We start from the raw sequence: 15,299 nt of genomic DNA, 5'->3' as shown, positions 1-15,299 counted from the left end.
CTCTGCTCAGTCTAACGTCTCGATTGGTCATGGCACTTCCCCTTCCACGGGAATCGGTGATCGCAACGTCACCACCGTGCCATGGCCGCTCGCCCTCAGAGCAGGCGCCGTTCTCCATCCAAAACTTTTTGCAGAACCTTCAGCACACTATCCGTGCCCGCCATCCTCGGTGGCACGGCCGGCGACCCATCCGCAAGTCGGCACGCCGCCAGAAAGCAAGGTCTGCAAATGAAGTCCGATCACGCCAACCCCAGCCATCTGCGCGATTTTACCACCGATGCCCGGGTGCTGCTCATTGCCGGCATAGCGGTGGTGGTTGCGACGGCGGGGTTGTTTGCCGGCATTGCCCTCTTGAAGCTGATCCGGCTTGCCACGAACATCGCCTATTTTTGGCCAGTTCACGCTCGCCGACCTGAAACCGCAGGATACGCTGCTTGGCAGGCCGAAGAACGCGACCGCTCGGCTTTGCTGGGCTTCCGTATCCGGCGCAGGAGACAGGATAGCGTTGCCTGAAGGCTACAACTTGCCGCGCTTGGCCCAATCCAGCACATAGAGCCGGAGCGCCGAGGAGAGATTGGCATCCCGCGGGCGGCTCTCGTCGATTTCGGCGACAAGGGCGGCGAGCGTCAGTTTTCGCACGGCCGCGATGGCGACCAGGTCGTCGTAAAAAGGCTTTTCGAGCGAATAGCTGGTGCGGTGGCCGCGAATGGTGACCGAGCGCTTTTCCACCGGGCTCACGAGACGATCCTACTCACACTTCAAGCATCGGATTTGTCCGAATCGCCCGAATTTTCGCGGCGATGGCCGGCGACGAATTTATCGGCCTTGTCGGCGATCAGGCGGTCGCGATCCCGGCTGGGTTTGGAACGGCCATGCAGCGCCCGGTTCTGTTCGGCCAGGCGCTCCTTCTCGGCTCGCGCCTTCTGCTTGCGTGCCTGACGGAGATTGACGATCTCGGCCATGTCACGCCGCCCGTCGGGTCACTTCTTGCGGAAGGCGTCAAGCGACACCACGTCGGCGCCCTTGGCGCCGGCGTCGGCCGCGGCAGGCTTCTTTTCCGCCTCGGCGGTTTTCTTCTTCGTCTCGGGCTTTTTCTCGGCGACGATGGCCAGCGGTTCGGGAGCAGGCTTGGCCTTTGTCTCCTGTTCCGCCGGCGTATCGGTCTTGACGTCGAATTCGAGCTCGAAGTTGACGGACGGGTCGTAAAAGCCGCGTACGGCCGAGAACGGGATTTCCAGTTTCTCCGGCACGTCGGAAAACGACAGCCCGACCTCAAAGCCGGTGTCGCTCACCTTCAGGTCCCAATACTGGAACTGGATGACGATGGTCATCTGTTCGGGATAGCGCTCGCGCAGCCGCGACGACACGCGCACGCCCGGCGCGCCGGTGAGAAAGGTGATGAAGAAATGATGGTTGCCCGGGAGACCGGTGCGCGCGACTTCGGCCAGGACCTTGCGCATGACGCCGCGCAACGCCTCCTGGGCCAGAATGTCGTAGCGGATGTGGTCGTCGGCCATGTGGCTGTCGGGTTCCGTTGAATCGTCCTGATAGCTGTAATCAAGCTTGAGCGCGGCGTAAACCGGATATAGATCGCCGGCGTGCGGAAGCGAAGCCCATTGGCGACGATTTGATCGTCAAACGGCTTTGATCGTCAAGCGCTGGCGAGCGCGCCCTGTTTGCTCGCCCGGGCCATAGGCTGCCGCTTGCCGAAGGCGCGCAGGAAGGTGCGCACGCCATTTGTCGCCGACTGCACCACCTCGTCCTCGGTCGGTGTACCGCCGAGCATGAATGTCGTCTGCAACTCGGCATTGGCAAGCGCCATGAACTGGCGCGCTGCGACATCGGGATCGTCGATATCAAGGAAGCCCGCATGAGCGAGGCGGGCGAAGCGGGCGGCGATCGCCGGCCATGTCCTGCCCGGTCCCTCTTCGCGCCATTCGGCGAACAACTCGGGATAGCGCCCGCCCTCGGTCTGGATCAGCTTGCGCAGGAATTTGCCGTCGCGGTTGCAGATGCAGTTGTGGTTCATCCGCACAGCAAAGGCGATGAGGTCGGCCTCGAGATCCTTCGGCTGATCGGGAAAAGTGGAAATCGTGGCAAAGATGCCGGCATTGCAACGTTCGGTGAGGTCGCGGACGATGGCAACGAAGAGTTTTTCCTTGTCGCCGTGATGATTGTAGATGGTCTGGCGGGAGACGCCGGCCTCGGCGGCAATCATGTCGATATTGGCACCGGCAAAGCTTTCGCGGCAGAAGACCGAGGCGGCGGCATCGACAATCGATATGCGCTTGGCCTCGTGGCCTCGCGGCGGGAAAATGTCAGGAGAGACGTTGGCCTTCATGCAAAACTATATAGAGGTGGTTGACGAATTAGACAAGCCTGTCTAAATTTGTGGACTTGCACGAAGGGGGTTTCGTTCCGCAGAAGAGTCGGAACTCCACGGGATGGAACGTCCTAGGGTTACACGTCGGTCCTCGGCGGCAACCAGAATTCGAAAGAGCCTGCTATCATGAACGCCAAATTCCTCCGCATTGCGGTCGTGCTCGGCCTATTGTCCGCGATCGGCCCGTTTGCCATCGACATGTATCTTCCGGCCCTGCCTTCAATCGGCGAAGATCTGCATGCCGGCACTGCCGCGGTGCAGATGAGCCTGCTGATCTTCTTTCTTTCCATGGGCTTCGGCCAGATCGTCGTCGGACCGATCTCCGACATGGTCGGCCGCAAGCTGCCACTCTACGGCGGCCTGGCGCTGTTCATGGTCGGCGGCGTCGGCTCGGCGCTGGCTCCCTCGATCGAATGGCTGATCGCCTTCCGCTTCCTGCAAGGGCTCGGCGCCAGCGCCGGCATGGCCGTGCCGCGCGCGATCGTGCGCGATCTGCATACCGGCACCGAGGCCGCCAAGCTGATGTCGCTGCTGATGCTTGTGTTTTCGGTGTCGCCGATCCTGGCACCGCTGACCGGTAGCCAGATCATCGAGAATTTCGGCTGGCGCGCCGTGTTCTGGACGGTGACGGGCGCGGCCGTGCTCGCCACCATCCTGCTGGCGACCTCGCTCAAGGAGACACGGCCGGTCGAGGAGCGCGCCGGGTCGTCCTTCGGGACGGCACTTTCCGGCTACCGCTTCCTGATGGGCGACCGCAACTTCCTTGGCCTGACGGCCATCGCCGGCTTCGGCATTGCGAGCTTCTTCGTCTATCTGTCGAGCTCGTCCTTCATCCTGATCGACCATTATGGCCTGTCGCCTTCGGTCTACAGCGTGTTCTTCTCGATCAATGCGGTTGCCTTTATCGGCATGTCGCAGCTGACCGGGTTGCTGTCGGAGCGGTTCGGGCTGCAGCGCGTGGTGCGCGTCGCGGTGACCGGCTATGCGACGACGATGGTGGTGCTGTTCGCGGTGATGGCATCGGGTGTCGACCGGCTCGACGTGATGGCGGCGCTGCTGTTCATCGGCTACGGCTTTCTCGGCCTGGTCATCCCGACGACGTCGGTGCTGGCCATGGAAGAGCATGGCGAGATCGCCGGTACCGCGTCGGCGCTGATGGGCACGCTGCACTTCGCCATCGGCGCGGTCGCTATGGGCGTCGCCGGCGTGTTTTTCGACGGCACGCCGCTGCCGATGGTGGCGGGCATCACGCTCTGCGCGGCGATCTCCTTCACACTGGCCAAAATAACGCTCGGCCGCAGCCGGGACGTCGCGGAAGCGCCGGCGGAGTAAACTTCGCTTATCGAGACAAAAAGGCCGGCCGATGTTCCCGGCCTTTTCACGTTTGCGGTCCCGGTTCAAAGCAGTCTATGCCTATATGACGGGTTCAGGACATGCAGCTTCGACATCTCAAAACCTTCGTAGCGGTCGCCACCACTTTGAACATCACACGCGCCTCCGAGCGGGTTCATCTTGCCCAATCGAGCGTGACCGAACAGATCCAGGCGCTGGAAAGCGATCTAGGCACGTCGCTGTTCGACAGATCACGGCGTGGCTTGAAGCTGACGGCGGCGGGACAACGCCTGCTGGACTATGCAAACGATCTCCTCGACCTCGCGGACGAAGCCCGTTCCGCAGTCGCCGACGCGAGCGGCACGGTTGCCGGTCGCCTGACTGTCGGCGGCCTGGAGACGCTTTGCTCGACACGCTTGCCAGCTGTGCTGGCGGAATTCCATTGGCGCCATCCCGATGTGGAACTGAACCTCAGGGCGGACGATAGCAGTGGGTTGCGTGCCGGCGTGACAAGCGGGGCGCTGGACGTATCTTTCCATTTCGGAGCCGTCCCGGCGGCGGCGCCGGAGCTGCGAAGCGAGCAAGTGGCATTAGAAGAGCTCGTCACCATAATGCCGGCAAATCACCGATTGGCCGGATATTCTGCCATAACGCCCGACGATCTGGCCGACGAGGCCTTCCTCGTCACCCAGCCCGGTTGCGTCTATAGGCGGATGTTCGACGAAACGTTTGCCGCAACATTGCCTGACCGTCCAAAACTCGTTGGCGAGTTCGCCAGCATGGGCGCGATACGGAGCCTTGTTGAAGGCGGTCTTGGATGCGCGCTGGTCCCGCGTCTGGTGGCTTCCGCGGCTGACGCCAATATCGTCGTGCTGCCTTGGGTCGGAAGCAGCCCGGTGACGCCGGTCACCATGGTATGGCGCCACCGGCGCATTCAAGCGCCGGTGCTGCGGCTGTTCCTTGCAATGGTCCGCGAAATTTTGGCCATCGCTAGACCAGTCGCTGGCCACCATCGACATGAAGCACGGTTCCGGTGATGAAGCCGTTGTGCATGAGGGACGTGATGGCTTGGGCAATGTCGGCTGCCTGGCCGATCCGGCCGACGAGCAGACGCTTTGCCATGGCGTCCAGCGCGGCTGTCTTTCCGCTGCCGACGACGGCATCCCAAATCGGCGTGTCGACCCAGCCGGGCGAAACGACGTTGACGCGGATCGGCGCCAGTTCGACGGCAAGCGCGTAGGCGAGTGAGCCAAGTGCCCCATTAACGGCTGCCACCACCGAGCCTTTCACCGCCGGACGATAGGCGGCGATGCCCGAGGTCAGCGTGATCGATCCCCCGGGCGTCAGACGAGGCGCGCCATGTTTGGCAAGAAGAAGCGGTCCGACGACTTTGGAATCCATCACTTTCCGCGCCACCGAGATATCCATCTCGGGAAGCAACACATAGACGCCGGTAACGTCGGCGGCGGTCGAGACGATGTGGTCGAGCGTGCCGACATCCTGGAACAGGCGCTGGACCTCGTCCTCGCTTGTGACGTCGGCTGCGATCGTCCTCAGCCTTTCCGGGTGAGGCAAGCGCTGCCGTGCGGCCGACAACCGGTCCTCGGAGCGGCCGACGATCGTAACCTCGGCGCCGGCGGCAAGCTGCTGTTCGGCAAGCGACAGCCCCATACCGGAACTGCCGCCAACGATCAGGATGCGTTCGTGTTTTGGTGTGGTTTCCTGGTTCATCTTATCTCTCCATGAGGCAGCTCGCCGGGCATGACCACACGCGGCGAGAAACTGAGGCCTTGTCCCGCAAAGGCGTGGAAGAAGGGAAACGGGAAGAAACGAATACTGCCATCGGAGGTTCCGATGATGGGAGGCCCTTGGGCTTTCGCCTCAGCCTGAGACGCCTCAGCCTGAGACGTTGACGATGCGCGATTTTCTGTGTAGCAGCGATCATCATGAAGATCGCAATGGTTCTTGCAGTGGTAGGAAAGCGCACGGGCAGGATGGTGTAACCATCCGGCGACAGCCACCCGTGCGCGACAAACAGGCTCCCGACGGGGCCTTTTTTTATGCCCGAAATTCTTCTTACGCCCGATTTCGGCGACGCCCCGTCAACCCATCCTCATCACGCTACGGGACAGAACCATGACAAGCGATAATTCCATTCAGCATACGAGCAACCGCATGACAGGAGCGGAGATCGTTCTCCGCGCACTCAAAGACAATGGTGTGGAGCATATTTTCGGCTATCCCGGCGCGGCCATATTGCCGATCTACGACGAGATATTCCAGCAGGACGACATCAAGCATATCCTCGTGCGCCACGAACAGGGCGCCGGCCATGCCGCGGAGGGTTATGCCCGGTCCACGGGCAAGGTCGGCGTGATGTTGGTCACATCAGGCCCAGGCACGACGAATGCCGTGACGCCCCTGCAGGACGCGTTGATGGATTCAGTACCGATCGTCTGTCTGTCCGGACAAGTGCCGACAACATTGATCGGCTCCGATGCCTTTCAGGAATGTGACACGATTGGCATCACGCGATCCTGCACCAAGCACAACTCTTTGGTCAAAGACGTCAATGACCTGGCGTCAGCAATCCATAGGGCGTTCCACATCGCCCGGTCGGGGCGACCGGGGCCTGTTCTCGTCGACATGCCAAAGGACGTTCTGTTTGCGTCCGGCGTGTACACGCCGCCATCAGACGTTGTCGCGCTGAAGAACCATCGACCGAAGCTGCAGGGCGATATCGGCAAGATCGGCCAGGCGATAGAATTGATGGCCAATGCCAGCCGTCCCGTTATTTATGCCGGCGGCGGCATCGTCAATTCCGGCCCGGAAGCATCGAGATTGCTGCGGGAGTTGGTTCAACTGACCGACTTTCCGATCACCTCGACGCTTATGGGCCTTGGGGCTTACCCCGCCTCCGGCAAGAACTGGCTCAAAATGGTCGGTCTGCATGGTTCCTATGAGGCGAACATGGCGATGCACGATTGCGACGTCATGATCTGTGTCGGCGCGCGCTTCGATGACCGCGTGACCTCGCGTGTGGACGCTTTTTCGCCGAACTCCAGCAAGATCCATATCGATATAGATCCGTCCTCGATCAACAAGAACGTCCACGTCGATATCGGCATACAAGGCGATGTCGGCAATGTTCTGGATGACATGGTTCGTCTATGGCGCGCATTGTCTCAGAAACCGGATGGAGGCCGCCTCCAGGACTGGTGGAGAAGGATCGCCGGCTGGCGCGCACGCAATTCATTCTCCTACGAGATGAACAAGGATGTGATCATGCCGCAATACGCGGTGCAGCGTCTCTACGCGCTGACGAAGGATCGCGACACATACATCACCACTGAAGTGGGCCAGCATCAGATGTGGGCGGCCCAATTCTACGGCTTGGAAAAGCCGAACCGCTGGATGAGTTCGGGCGGCCTCGGGACGATGGGCTACGGCCTGCCGGCGGCGCTGGGCGTGCAGATCGCACATCCGGACAGCCTCGTCATCGATATCGCCGGCGACGCATCGGTTCAGATGACCATGAAAAGAGATGTCGACGGCAGTCCAGTACGACGCGCCGATCAAGGTCTTCATCCTGAACAACGGATATATGGGCATGGTTCGCCAGTGGCAGCAAATTCTCCACGGCAACCGCCTCGCGCATTCCTATTCCGAGGCTTTGCCCGATTTTATCAAATTGGCCGAGGCGTTCGGAGCGGTCGGCCTGCGCTGCGACAAACCAGCCGACCTTGATGATGCGATCCAGGAAATGATCGATGTGGACCGGCCGGTGCTCCTTGACTGTCGTGTTGCCAAGCTCGCCAATTGTTTTCCGATGATCAGGACGGGCAGGGCGCACAATGAGATGTCACATGAGGCTGCCGACGAGACCTTTGGCAGCGCGATCGAAACGATCAGCCAGGGACTGGTATGAACGCAGCGGCGCCAGGGCGTATCAGGGCGTAAAAAGCCCAGGCCCGCAGCTGCACATATCGGGCGAGCCTGCGGCTGCGCATATCAAAAAGGGGGAGAAATGGAGGTTTCTGTTGCCAGGTACCTCCGAACCCCGCCTAGAAGTGCGAACCACTAGGGCTTGAATTGAAGCTATCGCACCGCTTACGCGGCGAGACGTGCTTCCGCATAGTTGTCGTTGGCAACTATAAGTTTAGCCCGATAACGGTGGTACAATGCCGGGCAAAAGTACGATCTTTACACCTTCGTCGATCCTATTTCGCCCCCAGCAAAAGCCGCTCCTGAGCAGCGGTTTTTGGTGGAGGCGCCGGGTACCGCCCCCGGGTCCGAACGGCTTATTTCATCGCCTGTTTATCGCCATAGTCGGTCGAGCCGACGAAGCGAATATAGAGACTGGCGGTGGAAAATGAAAGGCCGGAATGCCACTTTCGTCCGTGCCAAAGTGGATCATGAAGGGTTGACTTGCAGCCGGTCTCAACCGAAGCTTTGTGGCGGTGAGGAGACCTAGCGCATACTTGCGGCAGCGCGCCACAATCCTCATCGACCGGATCCCGTGGCGCCGACGAGGGGAATTTCGATGGCCGATTATCTCGCAGACGTAAAGAAGTATGATGCGGCGGCGGATGCCGACGCGGTCGCCAAGATCGTCAAGCATCTGGGCATCGCGCTCAGGAACCGCGATTCCTCGCTAGTGTCCTGCACCGACCCGGAGGAACTGAAGCGCGTCAGGAACAGCTGGGTCGCCGGCAAGCTCGGCGTCACCGACGGTGCCAAGGCGGATGCGGCTATCGAAAAGACCTGCAAGGCTATGGCGGCCGACAACAGCAAGAGCCGGGTGACATTCTATTACCTCGTCGCCAAGGATCTGGGCATGCTCGGCTCGCTCTGAGCAACCTCGCCGCCGGTGCTGGTGAGACTTCTGCTGGAATCGTCTCGCTTTGCTGTGTTCGGCCGACTGTCATTCGGCTATGATGGCTGACAACCCGAATCGGACCGGAGCCGATGCGCCAGTATCTCGACCTTCTGAAGCATGTGCTGGAAAACGGCGCTGATCGCGGCGACCGCACGGGCACCGGAACGCGCTCGGTATTCGGCTACCAGATGCGCTTCGACCTGGCCCGCGGCTTTCCGGTCACCACCACCAAGAAGCTGCACCTGAAGTCGATCATCCACGAACTTTTGTGGTTCCTGGCCGGCGACACCAACATCAAATATCTCAACGATCACGGCGTCTCGATCTGGGATGAGTGGGCCGACGAGAACGGCGATCTCGGCCCGGTCTATGGCAAACAATGGCGGTCGTGGCCGGACGGCCATGGCGGCGCTATCGACCAGATTGCGAATCTTCTGAAGGAGATACGCAAAAATCCTAATTCGCGGCGGCTGATCGTTTCGGCGTGGAACCCGGCCGAGGTGGAGGCCATGGCCTTGCCGCCCTGCCACTGCCTGTTCCAGTTCTATGTTTCGGAAGGCAAGCTTTCCTGCCAGCTCTACCAGCGTTCGGGCGATATCTTTCTCGGTGTGCCGTTCAACATCGCTTCCTATGCGTTGCTGACGCTGATGGTGGCGCAGGTGACCGGATTGAAACCCGGCGATTTCATCCACACGCTCGGCGACGCGCATCTTTACTCGAACCATTTCGAGCAGGCGCGCGAACAATTGCGGCGCACGCCCAAGGCGTTGCCGACGCTGTGGATCAATCCCGAGGTGAAGGATCTCTTTGCCTTCCGCTTCGAGGATTTCCAGCTCGAGAACTATTTCGCCGACGCGACGATCAAGGCGCCGATCGCGGTCTAGCACCATACCTGACCATCCATATCGAAATTGCCTACTGCGGCTGCGCCTTCGGGCCTTGTCAGCATCAATCTCGATCGGCCGACGTCGACTTGACGCGCAATCCGGGTCGCTGATTTTCATGTGAATATTTCCTTCGGCCTCGGTGCCGCTGTATCCAACGAAGATTATCGCAGGCCGGGAAAACCTCAGCTCAGAATGCCGTAGGCGGTAAAGAGCCTTTCCTTGTTATGTTCACATGGATATATCGATGGACGGCTTCGGGCGTTCCGAGACGAGGAGAGTTTCATGCTGGCGCGCAAAGGTTCGACGACGATTGCCATCGCGGGTCTCGCCGCCATGCTGATGGCCGCGGTGCCGGCGGCCCATGCCGATGACAAGGTGGTCGTGTTTGCCGCGGCGAGCCTGAAGGACGGGCTCGATGCCGTCAACAAGGCCTGCGAGGCCGATGTCGGCGAGGCGGCGACCATTTCCTACGCGGCGAGCTCGGCGCTGGCCAGGCAGATTGAAAGCGGCGCGCCAGCAGACCTGTTCATCTCGGCCGATCTCGACTGGATGAAATATCTTGCCGACAGGAAGCTGACCAAGCCCGAAACCGAAGTGAAACTGCTCGGTAACCAGATCGTTCTGGTTGCGCCACGGGATTCCAAGGTTGAAACCAGGATCGAAAAGGGTTTCGATCTTGCCAAGCTCGTCGGTGACGGCAAACTTGCCATGGGCGATGTCAAAGCTGTGCCGGCAGGCAAATACGGCAAGGCAGCCCTCGAATCGCTCGGTGCCTGGTCTTCGGTCGAAGGCAAGGTGGCGCAGGCCGAGAATGTCCGCGCCGCCCTAAAGCTGGTGTCGACCGGCGAGGCAGCACTCGGCATCGTCTACGCCACGGATGCGCATGCGGAGCCTGGCGTGAAGGTGGTCGGCACTTTCCCCGCGGGTACCCATCCGCCGATCATCTATCCAGTCGCCCAGCTTGCGGATTCGAAGAGCAGGGATACTCCGGCATTCCTGAAATGCCTGCAATCCGCCAAGGCTGGCGAACTCTTCAAGGCGCAAGGTTTTACAATCCTCGCGCCGAGCAACTGACGTACGGCACCGCACATGAACTGGCTGCTGGATCTCGCTCCCGACGAATGGAATGCGGTCCAGCTGTCGATCAAGGTGGCGACCGTGGCGATGATTGCCAGCCTGCCGCCAGGCATCCTGATCGCTCTTGTGCTTGCCCGCGGCCAGTTCTGGGGCAAGACGCTGCTCAATGGTCTGGTGCATCTGCCGCTGATCGTGCCGCCGGTGGTGACCGGCTATTTGCTGCTGTTGACTTTCGGCAAGCGTGGTCCGGCCGGCGCTTTCCTGGCCGAACATTTCGGGATCGTTTTTTCCTTCCGCTGGACTGGCGCCGCGCTCGCCTGCGGCGTGATGGGCTTTCCGCTGATGGTGCGGGCCATCCGGCTGTCGATCGAGGCCGTCGACCGCAAAATCGAGGCGGCCGCCGGCACGCTCGGCGCCAATCCGCTATGGGTATTCGGCACGATCACGCTGCCGCTGATCCTGCCCGGGCTGATCGCCGGTGCGATCCTCTCCTTCGCCAAGGCGATGGGCGAATTCGGCGCGACGATCACCTTTGTCTCCAACATTCCGAACGAGACGCAGACGCTACCGTCGGCGATCTACACTTTCACGCAGGTTCCCGGCGGCGACGCCGGCGCGCTCAGGCTGACGCTGATCTCGATCGTCATCTCGATGGCGGCACTTGTTGCCTCGGAAGTGCTGGCGCGGCGTGTCGGCCGGCGGATGGACATCGAATGACGGTTCAGGTCGACATCAGCCACCGGCTTGGCGATTTCATCGTCAATGCCCGTTTCGAAAGCGCCGGGCGGCTGACTGCGCTGTTCGGGCCTTCCGGCTCCGGAAAGACGACGCTGATCAATTTGATTGCCGGGCTGATCCGCCCCGACAAAGGTCGCATCGCGGCCGAGGGCCGCGTGCTGGTTGATAGCGATGCCGGTCTGTTCGTGCCGAAGCACAAACGGCGGATCGGCATGGTGTTCCAGGATGCGCGGCTGTTTCCGCATATGAGCGTGGCGAGCAATCTGCGCTATGGCCGCTGGTTCACGCCGGCTGCCGAGCGTTACGCCGATATCAATGCTGTGGTCGAACTGCTCGGGATCGGCCATTTGCTCGATCGGCGGCCGGCAAAACTCTCCGGTGGCGAGAAGCAGCGCGTGGCAATCGGCAGGGCGCTGCTTGCCAGTCCGAAATTGCTGCTGATGGACGAGCCGCTGGCGTCGCTCGATGAGCGGCGCAAGGCCGAGATCTTGCCTTACATCGAGCGGCTGCGCGACGAGACGAAAATTCCGATCGTCTATGTCAGCCACTCGATCGCCGAAGTGGCGCGGCTGGCGAGCGACGTCGTGGTGCTGATGCAAGGAAAGGTCGCCGCTTCCGGTCCGACCGGTGCGATCATGCAGCGTCTGGATCTATTGCCGGCCGAAGAGCGCGGCGAGGGCGGTGGCGTGCTGGATACCGCGGTTCTGCGCCACGACGAAGCCTTTGGCATGACGGTGCTAGGCTCATTGGCGGGCGAGATCCGGGTGCCGCTTCTGGCAACGCCAGTCGGTGCGCCGGTGCGCGTCCGCATCCGTGCCCGCGACGTGATGATCGCCACCGAGCAGCCGGTTGGCCTCAGCGCGCTCAACATATTGCCGGGCACGATCGTGGCGATAGAGCCGGGCGAAGGGCCCACGGTCGAGATCGGCATCGACTGCAATGGCGCAACCGTGCTTGCCCGCATCACCGAACAGTCGCGGCAGACACTGGAGCTTCGGCTTGGTCGACAGGTCTTCGCCGTGGTCAAGACGGTGAGCTTCGACCGGGCGAATACCGGCGCCGGCCTGCCCGCCGAGGCGGATGAGTGAACGGCCGATGATTCGCTATATCGTTTTGGAATAGCGGTATCGCCGCGGAACTTGTAGAATAGCGTGACCGCGGAGGAGCAAATGCCGTCGCTGAGTTTGCGGATAAATCTCGATCCAGATGGCCGCATCGGACCGGGCAAGATCGAGCTTCTGGAACAGATCGCCGCCTTCGGCTCGATTTCGGCCGCGGCACGCGGCATGGAGATGTCCTACAAGCACGCCTGGGATCTGGTCGAAGACATGAACCGCGTGTTCGGCAAGCCGCTGGTTGCGGCACAGACGGGCGGCAAAAAAGGCGGTGGCGCCCAGTTGACGTCGGTCGGGCTTGCTGTGGTCAGCCGCTTCCGCGCGATCGAGCGGGCTGCGTCTTCAGCAGCGGCGGCGCATATGGAGGCGCTGCAGGCCGAGATCGACGCAGCGTGACGCCGGCGGAATTCATGCCGCGTGTGATCCCTGTTACTTCTTAGGCTCGCCCGGCTTGCGCAGCAGATAGGTGTCCATGATCCAGCCTTTTTTCCGGCGGGCCTGCTCACGGGTGGTCACGATCTTGTCGCCGACGTCGCCAATCCGGCCCGAGATGACGATCTCGTCAGGCGTCCCGAGATAGGCGCCCCAGTGAACGGTGACGTCGTTGTCGTCCAGCGTGTTGAAGGCGCATTTGCCGTCCAGCATGACGATGGTGCTGCCGGCGTTTTCGGGCAGACCTTCCTCGGCGAGCCGGCGGCCGGTGGTGATCAAAATGGCGTCGCCGATCCGGTTCAATGCCATTTTGTGGCTGGCTGCGAGTGCCTGGATGGCGGTGATGCCAGGGACGACCTCCAGCTCGAACGCTACATTGCCTCTGAGGCGCACGCGCTCGAGGATGCGCAGCGCACTGTCGTAGAGCGACGGATCGCCCCAGATCAGGAAGGCGCCGCAGCCATCTTCAGGGAGTTCGTCGCGGATCAGGCCTTCGTAGATCGCGGCGATCGCCTCGTGCCAGTCGTCGACGGTCGAGCGGTAGGAAGGCGCCGGCTCGGCGCGCACCGGCACGTCGAATTCGACACGGCGCGAGTTCGGATTAATGACGAAGCGGTCGCAGATCTGGCGGCGCAATTCGGCGAGATCGTTCTTCTTGGCGCCCTTGTCGGGAATGAACAGCACGTCGGCCCGATTGAGACCGTTAATGGCCTGGACCGTCATGTGCTCCGGATTGCCGGCGCCGATGCCGATGACGAGAAGCTTGCGCATGGGCGAACTCCTGCCCGATCGGGACCGGCGTGTCTAGACCGACACGACATGCCGGCAGGCGCCGGCGCATTTGCCGAAAGGCTTTGAAACGCCACATTGAACAGCTAGAGTCATGTTGGCATTCTCGCCGGGGGAGTTTCCATGTTCCGTTACGTCCTGACCGCAGCCTTGGCGCTCTCGGCTACGCCTGCGCTCGCCAATGATTCGGTCGCCGAACTCGGCACCGGTGGGCTGATTCTTTCGCGCAGCGATGCGGTGGCGATGGAAAGCGAGGATCTCTACATCTCGCCGGAAAAAGTGATGGTCGATTACGTCTTCCGCAACAATACCGACAAGGATGTCGATGCGATCGTCGCCTTTCCGATGCCCGACATCGAAGGCGACCCCGAAGAAATACCAGCGATTCCGGAGGCGCAGAGCGACAATTTCCTCGGCTTCGAAGTGACGATCGACGGGGAGCCGGCAAAGCCGCAGCTCGAGCAGAAGGTGTTCGCGCTCGGCATCGACATCGGCGCTGACCTGAAGGCGCAGGGCGTGCCGTTCTATCCGTTCGGCGATGCGGCCAAGGCAGCGCTGGCAAAGCTGCCGCAAGCGGTCGCCGACGACTGGGTCAACCGCGGCATCATCATCGAGGACACTGCTGACGACGGTTCGGGCATGAAGACCGTCTATACGCCGTTCTGGCAATTGCGCTCGACCTATTGGTGGCGCTCGACGTTTCCGGCCAACAAGGCGGTCCATGTCTCGCATCGCTACAAGCCGAGCGTCGGCGGCACCTCCTCGGTCAGCTTCTTCTATGACGGCCAGTTCCAGGGTCAGTATGCCGCCTACAAGACACGCTACTGCATGGACGATGCCTTCGAGAATGCCGTGCGCAAGGCAGCCAAGGACGATCCCGACGGCTACCCCAAATATTTCGAGAACCGCATCGCCTATATCCTGACCACGGGCGGCAACTGGGCGTCGGGAAACATCGGCAGTTTCAAGCTGACCGTCGACAAGGGCGATGCGAAGAACCTGGTCTCGTTTTGCGGCGAAAACGTCAGGAAGATCGGACCGACGACGTTCGAGATGAAGGCGCAGAACTTCTACCCCGAGCATGACATCGACATATTGCTGCTGGAGCCGTCGGATGGCGGAAACGGCGGCTGATGGACCTCGCGCTTTATGTCGCCATCGCCGAGAACGGCGTGATCGGGCGCGAGGGTGGGTTGCCGTGGCGGCTGTCCACCGATCTCAAGCGGTTCAAAGCCGATACGATGGGCAAGCCCATCATCATGGGCCGCAAGACCTATGAAGGCATCGGCCGCCCATTGCCGGGCAGGCTCAACATCGTGGTGACACGAGACAAGGCATGGCGCGCCGAGGGCGTCGAAGTCGCGCACTCGATCGAGGACGCAATCGCGCTGGCGACGGTGCGCGGGCGCTGCATGGCCGGCGCCGACGAGATCTGCGTCATCGGCGGCGGCGAAATCTACGCTCAGGCGCTGCCGTTGGCCGATCGGCTGCACGTGACCCATGTTCTGGCCGCGGTCGACGGCGATGCCCATTTCCCGCCGATCGATCCGGCGCTGTGGCGGATCGTCCGCTCGCAGGAGGTGGAGGCTGGCGAAAAGGACAGCCATGCGACACGCTATTCGGTTTACGAGCGGCGCCGCGACGTGCATTGAAGGCGACAAAGGGGT

The 15,299-nt window shown here is 61.5% G+C and carries 17 protein-coding genes, 1 other RNA gene and 1 pseudogene; 12 read left to right on the top strand and 7 right to left on the bottom strand.

The genetic code is table 11. The features are described 5' to 3' along the window. The first annotated feature begins 153 nt into the window (after positions 1-153). Positions 154-513, top strand: coding sequence for a hypothetical protein (locus NKI72_RS12035; protein ID WP_352850179.1), 360 nt, complete (start codon positions 154-156; stop codon positions 511-513). Between the two features lie 3 nt (positions 514-516). On the opposite strand, the gene NKI72_RS12030 is transcribed toward NKI72_RS12035, so the two are convergent. The 4 genes from NKI72_RS12030 to NKI72_RS12015 all read right to left on the bottom strand — a co-directional run bounded on the left by NKI72_RS12030 (position 517) and on the right by NKI72_RS12015 (position 2,341). Next, on the bottom strand, positions 517-738 hold the full coding sequence (locus NKI72_RS12030; protein WP_352450079.1) for a ribbon-helix-helix domain-containing protein: 222 nt from the start codon (positions 736-738) through the stop codon (positions 517-519). Between the two features lie 20 nt (positions 739-758). Then, on the bottom strand, positions 759-962 hold the full coding sequence (locus tag NKI72_RS12025) for a DUF4169 family protein (RefSeq protein WP_023676708.1): 204 nt from the start codon (positions 960-962) through the stop codon (positions 759-761). An 18-nt stretch (positions 963-980) separates the two neighbouring features. Further along, on the bottom strand, positions 981-1,517 hold the full coding sequence (locus NKI72_RS12020) for an SspB family protein (RefSeq protein WP_023676707.1): 537 nt from the start codon (positions 1,515-1,517) through the stop codon (positions 981-983). 134 nt (positions 1,518-1,651) lie between these two features. Further along, a complete protein-coding gene (locus tag NKI72_RS12015) occupies positions 1,652-2,341 on the bottom strand; it encodes a TetR/AcrR family transcriptional regulator (protein WP_352815396.1) in 690 nt (229 codons plus the stop codon). Positions 2,342-2,509: 168 nt separating this feature from the next. Between NKI72_RS12015 and NKI72_RS12010 the strand changes: the two genes are divergently transcribed. Both NKI72_RS12010 and NKI72_RS12005 read left to right on the top strand, forming a co-directional pair. Next, positions 2,510-3,715: a multidrug effflux MFS transporter gene (locus tag NKI72_RS12010; protein ID WP_023676705.1), complete on the top strand. Its 1,206-nt coding sequence runs from the start codon at positions 2,510-2,512 to the stop codon at positions 3,713-3,715. 101 nt (positions 3,716-3,816) lie between these two features. Continuing rightward, the gene (locus tag NKI72_RS12005) at positions 3,817-4,752 is read left to right on the top strand and encodes a LysR family transcriptional regulator (RefSeq protein WP_352831172.1); all 936 of its coding nucleotides are present in this window, start codon (positions 3,817-3,819) and stop codon (positions 4,750-4,752) included. Here NKI72_RS12005 and NKI72_RS12000 read toward each other — a convergent pair. Further along, the gene (locus NKI72_RS12000) at positions 4,706-5,446 is read right to left on the bottom strand and encodes an SDR family oxidoreductase (protein ID WP_352831170.1); all 741 of its coding nucleotides are present in this window, start codon (positions 5,444-5,446) and stop codon (positions 4,706-4,708) included. The two genes, NKI72_RS12005 and NKI72_RS12000, sit on opposite strands and share 47 nt — an antisense overlap. Before the next feature lie 405 nt (positions 5,447-5,851). Here NKI72_RS12000 and NKI72_RS11995 point away from each other — a divergent pair. Then, positions 5,852-7,643, top strand: a pseudogene (locus NKI72_RS11995) (acetolactate synthase 3 large subunit). 98 nt (positions 7,644-7,741) lie between these two features. On the opposite strand, the gene ssrA reads toward NKI72_RS11995, so the two are convergent. Further along, positions 7,742-8,097, bottom strand: a transfer-messenger RNA (tmRNA) gene (gene ssrA, locus NKI72_RS11990). A gap of 161 nt (positions 8,098-8,258) precedes the next feature. Here ssrA and NKI72_RS11985 point away from each other — a divergent pair. The 6 genes from NKI72_RS11985 (at position 8,259) to NKI72_RS11960 (ending at position 12,807) form a co-directional block, all read left to right on the top strand. Further along, complete coding sequence (locus tag NKI72_RS11985; RefSeq protein WP_023676702.1) at positions 8,259-8,570, top strand: DUF2853 family protein; 312 nt, start codon at positions 8,259-8,261, stop codon at positions 8,568-8,570. Positions 8,571-8,683: 113 nt separating this feature from the next. After that, positions 8,684-9,478 carry a thymidylate synthase gene (locus NKI72_RS11980; RefSeq protein WP_352471610.1) on the top strand — a complete coding sequence of 265 codons (795 nt, stop codon included), beginning with the start codon at positions 8,684-8,686 and terminating at the stop codon, positions 9,476-9,478. A gap of 285 nt (positions 9,479-9,763) precedes the next feature. Then, complete coding sequence (gene modA / locus NKI72_RS11975) at positions 9,764-10,555, top strand: molybdate ABC transporter substrate-binding protein (RefSeq protein ID WP_352831166.1); 792 nt, start codon at positions 9,764-9,766, stop codon at positions 10,553-10,555. Positions 10,556-10,570: 15 nt separating this feature from the next. Continuing rightward, entirely contained in the window at positions 10,571-11,275 is a 705-nt protein-coding gene (gene modB / locus NKI72_RS11970; RefSeq protein ID WP_352831164.1) for a molybdate ABC transporter permease subunit, read from the top strand. Then, entirely contained in the window at positions 11,272-12,384 is a 1,113-nt protein-coding gene (gene modC / locus NKI72_RS11965) for a molybdenum ABC transporter ATP-binding protein (protein ID WP_352850177.1), read from the top strand. Before modB ends, modC begins: the two co-directional genes overlap by 4 nt. Before the next feature lie 81 nt (positions 12,385-12,465). Further along, positions 12,466-12,807: a winged helix-turn-helix domain-containing protein gene (locus NKI72_RS11960; RefSeq protein ID WP_023676697.1), complete on the top strand. Its 342-nt coding sequence runs from the start codon at positions 12,466-12,468 to the stop codon at positions 12,805-12,807. A gap of 33 nt (positions 12,808-12,840) precedes the next feature. Here the strand turns inward: NKI72_RS11960 and cobF are convergent, their stop codons facing one another. Next, positions 12,841-13,614, bottom strand: a complete 774-nt coding sequence (cobF, locus tag NKI72_RS11955; RefSeq protein ID WP_352539563.1) for a precorrin-6A synthase (deacetylating) — start codon at positions 13,612-13,614, stop codon at positions 12,841-12,843. A gap of 141 nt (positions 13,615-13,755) precedes the next feature. On the opposite strand from cobF, the gene NKI72_RS11950 reads away from it, so the two are divergent. Both NKI72_RS11950 and NKI72_RS11945 read left to right on the top strand, forming a co-directional pair. Then, entirely contained in the window at positions 13,756-14,766 is a 1,011-nt protein-coding gene (locus NKI72_RS11950; RefSeq protein WP_352471617.1) for a DUF4424 domain-containing protein, read from the top strand. Beyond that, on the top strand, positions 14,766-15,284 hold the full coding sequence (locus NKI72_RS11945; RefSeq protein ID WP_352471618.1) for a dihydrofolate reductase: 519 nt from the start codon (positions 14,766-14,768) through the stop codon (positions 15,282-15,284). The genes NKI72_RS11950 and NKI72_RS11945 overlap by 1 nt, the downstream gene beginning before the upstream one ends. Positions 15,285-15,299 lie beyond the last annotated feature (15 nt).

Source organism: Mesorhizobium sp. M0437, assembly GCF_040321335.1.
Classification (GTDB): Bacteria; Pseudomonadota; Alphaproteobacteria; order Rhizobiales; family Rhizobiaceae; genus Mesorhizobium.
Note: the sequence above shows the minus strand (reverse complement) of the source record. Positions and strands in the feature narration are given on the sequence as shown.